The following is a 356-nucleotide window of genomic DNA, read 5'->3' as shown; positions in this document are numbered from 1 at the left end:
GAGGTCGCAGGTTCAAATCCTGTCCCCGCAACGGATAACTCCCGATAGCTTAGCTATCGGGAGTTTTTTTATTCCCTAAAACCCGTACTCCCGCCGACCTGTCTCCTTCTGCTGTCCTCCCGTCACCTTCCGACCGCCGGTCTGCCTTCTTTCGCCACCTTCCTGCACCTTTCCTGTCGGCGACCTGTCTTCATTTGCCGCCTACTTTTCTTCTTCTTGTGCTACCTTTCTGCCGCCTGCTGGGCGGCTTTCTTTATATCTCCTGCCTCTCCGTATCTCCTGCCTTCTGTAATCTGCGGAGGGGGTCTTCTGAACCTTGTCGGGGCGGTGCTTCGGGGAGACTGATGGGGGGGGGG

This window comes from Rothia sp. HMSC073B08 (genome assembly GCF_001812975.1).
GTDB lineage: Bacteria > Actinomycetota > Actinomycetes > Actinomycetales > Micrococcaceae > Rothia > Rothia mucilaginosa.
The sequence above is the reverse complement of the archived record's forward strand: the minus strand, read 5'-3'. Positions refer to the sequence as shown.